The sequence below is a fragment of the Bradyrhizobium uaiense genome (assembly GCF_010811875.1).
GTDB classification, from domain to species: Bacteria; Pseudomonadota; Alphaproteobacteria; order Rhizobiales; family Xanthobacteraceae; genus Bradyrhizobium; species Bradyrhizobium uaiense.
Genome location: NZ_VKHP01000318.1, coordinates 1 through 9,515 on the forward strand (window position 1 = coordinate 1; position 9,515 = coordinate 9,515).

The 9,515-nt window shown below is 64.1% G+C and carries 9 protein-coding genes and 1 pseudogene; 3 read left to right on the plus strand and 7 right to left on the minus strand.

The features are described 5' to 3' along the window. Window positions 1–120: 120 nt before the first annotated feature. The 3 genes and pseudogenes from FNJ47_RS41755 to FNJ47_RS41765 all read left to right on the plus strand — a co-directional run. Window positions 121–369: pseudogene (locus FNJ47_RS41755) on the plus strand (acetyl-CoA carboxylase carboxyltransferase subunit alpha); the annotation flags it as partial. A 229-nt stretch (window positions 370–598) separates the two neighbouring features. Beyond that, the gene (locus FNJ47_RS41760) at window positions 599–2,074 is read left to right on the plus strand and encodes a L,D-transpeptidase family protein (RefSeq protein ID WP_163162078.1); all 1,476 of its coding nucleotides are present in this window, start codon (window positions 599–601) and stop codon (window positions 2,072–2,074) included. A gap of 307 nt (window positions 2,075–2,381) precedes the next feature. Beyond that, window positions 2,382–2,777, plus strand: a complete 396-nt coding sequence (locus tag FNJ47_RS41765) for a nuclear transport factor 2 family protein (protein WP_163162080.1) — start codon at window positions 2,382–2,384, stop codon at window positions 2,775–2,777. Window positions 2,778–2,815: 38 nt separating this feature from the next. On the opposite strand, the gene FNJ47_RS41770 is transcribed toward FNJ47_RS41765, so the two are convergent. The 7 genes from FNJ47_RS41770 to FNJ47_RS41800 all read right to left on the minus strand — a co-directional run bounded on the left by FNJ47_RS41770 (window position 2,816) and on the right by FNJ47_RS41800 (window position 9,295). Next, a complete protein-coding gene (locus FNJ47_RS41770) occupies window positions 2,816–3,004 on the minus strand; it encodes a hypothetical protein (RefSeq protein ID WP_430649472.1) in 189 nt (62 codons plus the stop codon). A gap of 106 nt (window positions 3,005–3,110) precedes the next feature. Then, window positions 3,111–3,812 carry an ATP-binding cassette domain-containing protein gene (locus FNJ47_RS41775; protein ID WP_163162084.1) on the minus strand — a complete coding sequence of 234 codons (702 nt, stop codon included), beginning with the start codon at window positions 3,810–3,812 and terminating at the stop codon, window positions 3,111–3,113. Continuing rightward, window positions 3,805–4,539 (minus strand): ABC transporter ATP-binding protein, encoded by a 735-nt coding sequence (locus tag FNJ47_RS41780; RefSeq protein WP_163162086.1) that lies wholly within the window; start codon window positions 4,537–4,539, stop codon window positions 3,805–3,807. Before FNJ47_RS41780 ends, FNJ47_RS41775 begins: the two co-directional genes overlap by 8 nt. Further along, complete coding sequence (locus tag FNJ47_RS41785) at window positions 4,526–5,647, minus strand: branched-chain amino acid ABC transporter permease (protein ID WP_236000443.1); 1,122 nt, start codon at window positions 5,645–5,647, stop codon at window positions 4,526–4,528. The genes FNJ47_RS41780 and FNJ47_RS41785 overlap by 14 nt, the downstream gene beginning before the upstream one ends. A gap of 7 nt (window positions 5,648–5,654) precedes the next feature. After that, window positions 5,655–6,875, minus strand: a complete 1,221-nt coding sequence (locus FNJ47_RS41790; RefSeq protein WP_163162090.1) for a substrate-binding protein — start codon at window positions 6,873–6,875, stop codon at window positions 5,655–5,657. A gap of 5 nt (window positions 6,876–6,880) precedes the next feature. Further along, on the minus strand, window positions 6,881–7,738 hold the full coding sequence (locus FNJ47_RS41795) for a branched-chain amino acid ABC transporter permease (protein ID WP_163162092.1): 858 nt from the start codon (window positions 7,736–7,738) through the stop codon (window positions 6,881–6,883). 42 nt (window positions 7,739–7,780) lie between these two features. Further along, the gene (locus FNJ47_RS41800; protein ID WP_163162094.1) at window positions 7,781–9,295 is read right to left on the minus strand and encodes an amidase; all 1,515 of its coding nucleotides are present in this window, start codon (window positions 9,293–9,295) and stop codon (window positions 7,781–7,783) included. Window positions 9,296–9,515: the final 220 nt, after the last annotated feature.

Consider the following 9,515-nt stretch of genomic DNA (forward strand, 5'->3'; position numbering starts at 1 on the left):
CGTCAACGGCGCGATCGCCAAGCCCATGCCCAAAGCCAGCAACACGATAGCGGGGAAGATGTCTGCCCAATAGGTCGCGTTCGGACCGATGCGGAGTGCCATGGCGCATCCCAAGGCGGCGACGGCAGCAAGGCGCAGGAAGCCGCCAACAGCATGAAGATCACCGCCCAGGACATGCTGCGCTTCGGCGTGATCGACCAGATCCTCAAGGAGCCCGCCGGCGGCGCCCACCGCGACCCCGCCGCGATGATCACGACCACCGGCGACGCCATCGCCCAGGCGCTCAACGACCTACGAAATCTTGATCCGGACGCGATTCGCAAACAGCGGCGCCAGAAGTTCCTGGATATCGGCCGCAAGCTGGGTTGAGGCGCCCAAACGTCCGGATTTTTCGTCCAAATCGACCGATTTTGCCGTAATTGGGCCCCGAGCCGGGTCTTTAACGTTCCTTGAACCATGCCTGCTACCGTGAAGGCTGTCAGCCCCGGTTCAGGTTGCGAGCAGGGGTGGTCGAAGGCTAATATTTTACACAATGGCTTCAGGGCATATTCGCCGTGTTGGGGTCGCGAAAATCGCCCGGTGGGTGTGGAGCTCGGACTTGACTCATCGCACGCTCGTACGCGCGCTTCTGACCTCGGCGGTCCTCGCCGCGGGCGTCATGCTCGCCGGCTGTGACAGCGACCAGATCTCGCTCGCGCAGAACGCCAAGGCCAACCAGCCGGTCCCACCAAAGCTCGTCGCTGCCATGGTCGAGAAGGACATGGACATGCAGTCGCCGATCCTGGTGCGGCTGTTCAAGCAGGAAGCCGAGCTCGAGATCTGGAAGCAGACCCGCTCCGGCCAGTTCGCGCTGCTCAAGACCTATCCGATCTGCCGCTGGTCGGGCGATCTCGGTCCGAAGGTCCGTGAAGGCGACCGCCAGGCACCCGAGGGATTCTATTCGATCAATCCGAGCCAGATGAACCCGCAGTCGGCCTACTATCTCTCGTTCAACACCGGCTATCCCAACGCCTTCGACAAATCTCTCGGCCGCACCGGTTCGGAGCTGATGGTGCATGGCGACTGCTCGTCGCGCGGCTGCTACGCGATGACCGACGAGCAGATCGCGGAAATCTACTCGCTCGGCCGCGAATCCTTCTTCGGCGGCCAGAAGGCGTTCCAGTTCCAAGCCTATCCGTTCCGGATGACGGCGGCGAACATGGCCAAGCACCGCAACAATCCGAACATGCCTTTCTGGAAGATGATCAAGCAAGGCAACGATCATTTCGAGGTGACGAAGCAGGAGCCGAAGGTCGACTTCTGCGAGAAGAAATACGTCTTCGATGCTGTGAAGGCGCCGGATGCCGTGCGCGATCCGGTGTTCAATGCATCCGCAAAATGCCCGGCCTATGTGATCCCCGAGGAGATCGCGAGCGCCGTGCGCGAGAAGGAGCAGCGCGACGACGCCGAGATGGCCAAGCTGGTGTCGAAGGGGACGCCCGTTGCGCGCCTCAACACCGGCATCGACGGCGGCATGAACGCGATCTTCGCCTCGAAGATTCCGGAAGGAAACACCGGTCTGTCCGAAGGCGGCGACAGCCAGGCGCTGGCATCGATGTCGCTCGCGCGCGCCCCCGGCACGATCCCCGGAACGGTCAATCCGCCGCGGCCCAATCTCGCGGTCCAGCAGGAAGAACCTGTCGTGGCGACGACGTCGTCGACCCCGCCGGCCAGTACCCGCGTTGCTTCGGCGAACGCGTCCGACAAATCCGAAGGCTTCTTATCCAGCTTCGCGCGCAAGGTCGGCATCGGCGGCACCGCCGATGCCAGCAAGACGGCCACGCCAACTCAGGCTCCGGCCGCTGCCGCACCGGCCAAGCCGAAGGTCGCCGAGGCCAAGCCGCAATCGGTGCTTCGCGTCGCACCGAAGGCGGAGCCGAAGCAGGCCGCGAAGCCCGCGCCGAAGCCGGCGGTGACCAACACCGCTGCCGCCGCCGCACCGGCCGCGACATCGTCGGCGTCGACCCAACTCGCCGGCTCCGCGCCTGTCGTGCAGACCAACTCGTTCGACGGCCGCTTCTCCGCGGTGAAGTAAGCGCGGCGCGACTTCGGCGCGCCGCTTATCGCAGCACCCCCGTTGCGTCGATTCTCTCCACGAGTCGTCCCTGCGAAAGCAGGGACCCATACTCCGCGGCGGAGATTGGGAGCGGGACTCGTCATTCCAGCAAGGCGCATAATTCACGCTTGTGGTTATGGGTCCCTGCTTTCGCAGGGACGACACCGCTTATGTTGCGCGGTCCGGCGATCATACGTCCGCATTCTCGCGACATGAATCGTCCGAACTTTGCTCCTAGTCTCGCCCCTGCTCAAACAGAGGGCGCAGGCAAAACCGGGAGACTGCCATGGATGATCACACCGTGCGGATGGCGCTGCAACGCCATTGGGAAGCCTCGGACGCGAGCGATTTCGAGCGCGAGCATGAGATCTACGCAGAGGATGCCGTGCTCGATTATCCGCAGTCGGGCGAACGGATCCGCGGCCGGCGCAACATTCAGGAAAGCCGCACGGTTCAGCCGAACAAGAAGCGCTTCACGATCCAGCGCATGATCGGCGGCGGCGATCTCTGGATCACCGAATACATCCTCACCTATGACGACAGGCCGTCCTACGTGGTGAGCATCATGGAATTCCGCGACGGGCTGGTCGCCCACGAAACACAGTATTTCGCCGAACGATTCGATCCCTCGCCTTCACGGGCACACCTCGTCGGACGCATTGACGGAACGTCGCTGCGCTAGCCCGACAAGGGGCGGCTGCCGCGACCGGCAAGCGACGGCTACATTCCGTGGCTTTCGAAAACCTTCTTGCAGCTTCGGCTCAGACTGGCGCGATTCGTCTGAAGACAGTTCTGCACGGCGCCGTCATTGCCGAGGTCCTTACGGCAGAACCGCTGCGCATCGCGCGAGCACGCGGATTGTTCCGACTTGGTGCCGGGATGCTGGGCCAGCACGGCACCACTGTTCATCACGGCAACGGCGAAAAGGACTGCAATCGAAAAATAACGCATCGGTGAATTCCTCCCGCGGCCCAACGGCAGCGAGGGCTCTTCGTTCCCAAGGGAACCCGGGATTCTAAGGCGCCAGATAGCGCAGCAATTCCGGATCGCTCCGCACCTTACCCGCCTCGCCCTGCAAGGCGACGCGGCCGCGATCCAGCACATAGGCGTATTCGGCGACGCGCAGCGCGAGGTCGAGATGCTGCTCGACGATCACGACCGCGATGCTCTTGGCAAGCTCGATCAGCCGCTCGGTGATCTCCTCGATCACGCCGATCCAGACCCCTTCGGTCGGCTCATCCAGCAGCAGCAGCTTCGGATTGCCGAGCATGGCGCGGGCGATCGCGAGCATCTTGCGCTCGCCGCCGGACAGCGTGCCGGCCGGCTGGTCGAGGCGCTGGCCGAGTTTCGGGAAGATCTCCAGCACGCGATCGACCGCGCCGGCATCCAAATTGGACAGCGAGCCGACCGCGAGGTTGTCACGCACCGACAGGCGGGCGAACACCGAATGCTCCTGCGGCACGTAACCGATGCCGGAGCGCACCCGTTCCTCGGTGCGGCGGCGGGTGATGTCGCGGCCGTCGAAGAACAACTCTCCCGTTGTGCTTGCGAGCTCGCCGACGATGGTTTTCATCAGCGTGGTCTTGCCGGCGCCGTTGCGGCCGAGCACGGCAACGCCGCCGCGCCAGGGAATGCCGATGTTGACATCGAACAGGACCTGGCTGCGGCCATAACCGGCATCGAGATGCCTTATATCGAGGAAGGTTTGCTCAGGCACGGCGAAGATAAATCTCCTGGACGCTCTTGTTAGCCTGGATTTCCGCAACCGTTCCCGAGGCCAGCACCTTGCCCTGGTCGAGCACGGTGAGGCGGTCGCAGATGTCGCGGATGAAATCGAGGTCGTGTTCGACGATGACGAGCGAGCAATGCTGCTTGATCGGCTGCAACAGCTCGCCGGTAACGCGGCGCTCCTCGAGGCTCATGCCGCCGGTCGGCTCGTCCAGCAGCAACAGCCGCGGCTTGCCAGCAAGCGCCATCGCGATCTCGAGCCATTGCTGCTGGCCGTGCGACAGCGCCGCTGCGGCGTCATACGCGCGATCGGCGAGACGGAACTGGGTCAGCATCGTCATGACCTGATCGTGCAGCCTGTTGCGGGTGCGCGACAGCACGAGATCGAACAGCGACGAATGCGCCTGCAATGCCAGCAGGATGTTGTCGTACAGCGTCAGCGTCGGCAGCACCGAGGTAATCTGGAATTTCAGGCTCATGCCGGCGCGGGCGCGCTCGGTCGGCGTGAACGCCGTGATGTCGGTGTTGATGAAGGAGACTTTGCCGGTGGTCGGCACCTCGGCGCCGGCGACGCATTTCATCAGCGTGCTCTTGCCCGAGCCGTTGGGGCCGATCAGGCCGTGAAACTCGTTCTCGCCGACGCTCAGCGCCGCGCCGTCGAGCGCAGTGAGCTTGCCGAACACCTTGCTGATCCCTGAGGCCTCAAGGAGCGGCATTGCCGACCTCCTTTTTTGGTGCCTTGCTTGGTCCCTTGCCTGGCTCCTTGCCGAAGCTGCCGACCCGCTCGCGCTCGCCGAGCACGAAGGAGACCAGCCCGAGCGGACGGAACATGATCACGAGCAGCAGCAGCACGCCGAGGATGATCGGCCAGACGTCGCGATAATTGTCCGACAGCCAGAAGCTGACGCCCTCGATGATCACGGTGCCGATCACGGCGCCGATCAGCGTGCCGGAGCCGCCGAACAAGACGTAGAGCACGACCTGGGTCGAGAACACGACGCCCAGCATGTTGGGCCAGACAAAGCCTTCGTGGAAGGCATAGAGGCTGCCGGCGAGGCCGGCGATGGTGCCGCCGACCGCGAAGATGATCGCCTTCAGATGCTGCGCCTTGTAGCCGAAGAAGGCGATGCGCTGCTCGTTCTCGCGCAGGCCGGCGAGCGCGAGGCCGAATTGCGAACGCACCAGGAAGCGGCAGAGCAGATAGGTGACCACGAGGATGCCGAGCACCATGTAGTAATAGACCGGCCCTTCCTCGAACTCGTAACTGCCGAGCGTGAGCGGCGGGATCGACGGGATGCCGTTCTGGCCGCCGAGATAGTACCAGCCGCGCGCCAGCCGGTCCGCGGCATAGGAACCGGTAAGCGTGCCGAGCGAGACGAAGATCACGCTCGAGGGATAGCGCCCGAGCAGGAGAAATCCGCCGAGCAGCAGCGCCGCGGTGAGGCCGATCAAGGTGCCGGCCGGCAGGATCAGCAGGATCGAGGTGACGTTGAGATCGCGCGCCATCAGCGCCACGCCGTAGCCGGCGGCGCCGAAGAACAGCGCCTGGCCGAAACTCATGATGCCGGCATAGCCCCACACCAGGTCGAACGACAGCGCGAACAGCGCGAGGATCACCACGCGGGTGGCGAACACCGTCAGATAGTCCTGCAGAATCCATGGCAGGACCAGTGCGATCAGCAGCACCAGGCCTTCCACGATCGGCAGGACCTTCCATCCTGCCGATGTCCGTCCCGCCGGCGCGCTTGCGGCCGGTGCATCCTCACCCGTCACGACATCCGGTCCCTCGCCGATGCGTGCGACGGCCTCTCTTGCTCCACCCATCGACTGCTCAGCACTCCTTGGGATCGACGAGACCGGCACTGCGCGCCACGATCTCATAGTTCCCGCCTTTGGCAACAGCGGTGTACATCTTCATCTTGCAGTGACGCTTGCCCGGAACCATTTCGGCAGGCCCGCCGGGCCCTTCGGCGATCTTGGCGTGGTCGAGCGCGGCCGCGACCGAGTCGCGGTCGACCTTGCCGGCTTCCTTGACCGCGGCTTCCCACAGCTTGAGGCCGCGATAGGTTCCGGTGGCGGCGCTGCCGGCCGCGAACAGGAAGTTGCCCGGAAAATCCTTCTCATAGGCCGCCTGGATCTTGGCGTTGAACGGATCCTCCTTGGTCAGCACCTTGAAATAGTCGAGGCAGCTCGCGAGCCCCTCGATCTCGTTGGCCTGATTGATGTTGAGCGTGTTCTCGTCATAGTAGACGCAGGCGAGCCGGCCGCCGTTTTTGAGGAAACCCGCTTCATAGAGCTGCTTGAAGAACGGGCCGACGCCCGGCGGGATCACCGTGTTGAAGACGACATCGACCTTGTTGGAGATGATGCGGTTGACGGTGGACGAGAAGTCGACCTGATCGAGCGGGTAATACTCTTCGAACACGACCTCGCCGCCATTGGCCTCGATCACCTTGCGGGCATAGACGTTGAGTGTGTGCGGCCAGACATAGTTGGCGCTCGGCAGCGCGAACTTCTTGCCGCCGTTCTTGATCAGCCACGGAATGAACTCGTCGCATTGCTGCGCCGGCGTCGGCCCGGTGCAGAACAGATAGGGCGTGCACTCCTTGCCCTCGTAGAGCTGGGGATAGATGTAGAGCGTCTTGCCGCGCGCCACGATCGGGTCCTTGATCGCGTTACGCATCGAGGAGGTGATGCCGCCCAGCACCATGTCGACCTTGTCGCGCTGGATCAGCTTGCGGACGTTGCCGACCGCGACCGATTCGTTCGAGGCGGTGTCCTCGATATAGAGCTCGAGCGGCCGGCCGAGCAGGCCGCCGCCGGCGTTGATCTCCTTGATCACCATCTTGGCGACGTTGGCGTCGGCGTTGCCGGCATAGGCGATCGGGCCGGTCAGGTCGGTCGCGATGCCGACCTTGATCGGTCCCTCGGCGGCGTTGGCCCAATCGGGCCTGACCACCCAGCTTCCCACCCCGGTGGCGAGCGCACCGGTCGCGAAGGCGAAATTGCTCATGAAGCGGCGGCGCGTAAGGTTCATGCGTTCAATCGACATGGTGATTAGACCCCTTTCCCAGCAATGAGGCCTTGCGGCCGGAATTTGATGAAGGCGATGGCGAGCACGAAGACGAGCACGTCGGCGACGACAGGCGACATGACCCATGGCAGCGCCGCGCTGAGCGTGCCGATCACACCGGCGCCGGCGACCGGACCAATGAAGGAGCCGACCCCGCCGACCATCACGGCGACGAAGCCCTGGATCAGGAAGCGGATGCCGAGATCGGCAAACAGGCTGAACACCGGCACGATCAGCGCGCCGGCAAGCCCGGCGAGCGCCGCGCCGAACGCAAACGTCGCGCCGTAGATCAGGGGCGTCGAGATGCCCGACGCGCGCGCCAGCGCCGGGTTTTCCAGCGTGGCGCGGACCCGAAGCCCGAAAGAGGTGCGCGACAGCAGCAGATAGCAGCCGCCCATCACCAAAAGCGTGATCACGATGATGGTGAAGCGCCAGGCCGAGATGTGGACCGAGCCGAGGTCGATCGAACCGCCGATCGGCTCCGGCACCGTGAGATAGAAGCCGCCGATCAGGCCGCGCACGCTTTCGCGGATGATCAGGCCGAGCGCATAGGTACCGAGCATCGCCACGATCGGCGCGGCGTAGAAGCGCCGGATGATCAGCGCCTCCAGCACGAAGCCGATCGCGCCGACCACGAAGGGCGCCGCGACCATGCCGGCCCAGACCGGCGCGCCATGGGCGTAGGCCAGATAGGTGACGTAGGCTCCGAGCAGGACGAATTCGCCCTGCGCGAAGTTGAAGATGCCCATCATGCTGGCGATGATGCCGAGCCCGAGCACGACCAGCACGATGATCGCGCCGAAGCTCACAATCTCGAACACCGCGGCGAAGGTGCTAGCCATGGTGTTCGATCCATCGACCTTGTGTCTGCGACAAGCGGCGCCTCACATCTTCTTCCAGTCGCCGGCCTGCTCGAAGGCGTGCGCGGCACGGTAGATGGTGGATTCCTCGAACATCCGGCCGACCAGCATCAGGCCGACCGGCAAGCCGTCGACCATGCCGCAGGGCAGCGACATCGCCGGGTGATGGGTGATGTCGAACGGCGCGGTGTTCGAAATCATCTCCAGCGCACGGGCGACGTATTCCTCGCGGCTGGCGTTGGCTTCGGGCAACTTCGTCGCTTTCATCGGCGTGGTCGGCATCAGCAACAGATCATAATCCTTGAAGGCCTTGTCATAGGCCGCGGTCAGCCGGCGGGAGATGTTGAGCGCCTTGCCGTAGAAGCGCGGACCGAAATTGTTGTTGATGTAGGTGCCGAGCATCATGAACAGCTTGGTGGTCTCGGACAGCGAATCCGCCTGCCGGCGCCAACCGCGATGGAAGTCCATCAGGGAGGTCGAATAGAGATCGCCGCGGCTGAGGCCGTAGCCGTCGCCGAACATCATGGTCTGGGTCAGGCCTTCGGTGCCGATCGGCGTCCAGATCGCGCCGCCGAGCATGTGCATCGGGATCGAGACATTCTCGACCGACGCGCCGAGATCCTTGAGGCGCTTGGCCGCCTCGCGCACGCTCTCATTCACCGCGGCCTCCGCGGTCGGCTGCTCGAAACCTTCCTTGAGGATGCCGATCTTCATGCCCTTGACGCCTTTGCCCAGCGCCTTGGTGTAGTCCTCGACCTTCGGCGCCTTGATGCGCGGGTCATAGCCGTCGTCGCCGGCGAGCACTTCGAGCAGCAGGGCGTTGTCTTCCACGGTCGCGGTCATTGGGCCGGTGTGGTCGACGTAGATCTCGATCGGCATGATGCCGGTGTAGGGCACGAGGCCCCAGGTCGGCTTCATGCCGTAGGTGCCGCAGAACGAGGACGGCATGCGGATCGAGCCGCCCTGGTCGCCGCCGATCGCCATGTCGACCTCGCCGAGCGCGACCACGACGCCGGAGCCCGACGACGAGCCGCCGGCGGAATAGCCCATCTTGTGCGGATTGTGCACCGCTCCGTAGGAGCCGGTGTGGCTGCCGCCGGACAGGCAGAAGTGCTCGCAATGGGTCTTGCCGGCGATCTCGGCGCCGGCATCGAGCATGCGCGTGACGATGGTGGCGTCGAAATCGGGGATATAGCCTTCCAGCGTCGACGAGCCGTTCGTCATCGGCACGCCGGCCAGCATGATGTTGTCCTTCAGCGCGACCGTCTTGCCCTTGAGCTTGCCGGAGGCGGCGCCCTTCACCGTCGACTTGCGGTACCAGGCGTTGTGCTTGTTGTCTTCCGGCGCCGGCCGATGGCCGGGCGTGCGCGGATATTTCACTTCGGGCAGTTCGTCCGGCATCTGGGCGACGAGGTTGTAGGCCTCGATCGAGCCCTGCATCAGGCCGCGGAACGAGGTCACGTCCTCATCGGTCAGGGACAGGCCGCATTGCTCGGCGACGGCGCGAAGTTGCGTTGGCGTGGGAAGGACGACGGTCACGGCGCTCTCCTGAAGCTTTTGATCTTTGGATTGATCCCTGGATCTGTTCCTTGGACGCAGGGCCGCGGGCAGCGCGTTGATACGCGCGAACCGCTCACCCCGTCGCTGTATTCAAAACGGAAATATTTTCCTTTTCAAGTATTATTTCGCAAAGCTCCCTCTCCCGCTTGCGGGGGAGGTCGCATTGCATCGAAGATGCAATGCGGGTGGGGGCTCTCTC